Annotated in this window: 1 protein-coding gene; it reads right to left on the minus strand. The window is 73.3% G+C overall.

What is annotated here, in order from left to right; all coding sequences use genetic code 11:
• The coding region (locus N865_RS21395; protein ID WP_034810307.1) for a transposase at positions 1 to 307 on the minus strand (307 nt) is incomplete at both ends.

Below are 307 nucleotides of genomic sequence, written 5' to 3' on the forward strand. Positions count from 1 at the left end.
CCGAGCTTGACGACGTGGAACGCGTCCAGGACCGCGACCGCGTCGGGCAGCTCGTCGCGCAGCGCGTTGGCGTACCCGCGGAACGGGTCGAGGGAGGCCTCGGTGATCCCGGCGGTGAATGCCTCGGGCTGGTGGCGCAGCCAGGCGGCGTACGCGGTCCCCGTGCGGCCTGGGACGACATCGAGCAGCCGGGCGTGCAGCCTTCCGTGCTCGTCACGGGTCAGGTCGACCATCCCGGTCACCGCCCGGTCGGCGTCCCCGATCCGGGACGGGCGCCAGATGTGCTCGTCGACCCCGAGCACGCTCA

Source organism: Intrasporangium oryzae NRRL B-24470 (assembly GCF_000576595.1).
Taxonomy (GTDB): domain Bacteria; phylum Actinomycetota; class Actinomycetes; order Actinomycetales; family Dermatophilaceae; genus Intrasporangium_C; species Intrasporangium_C oryzae.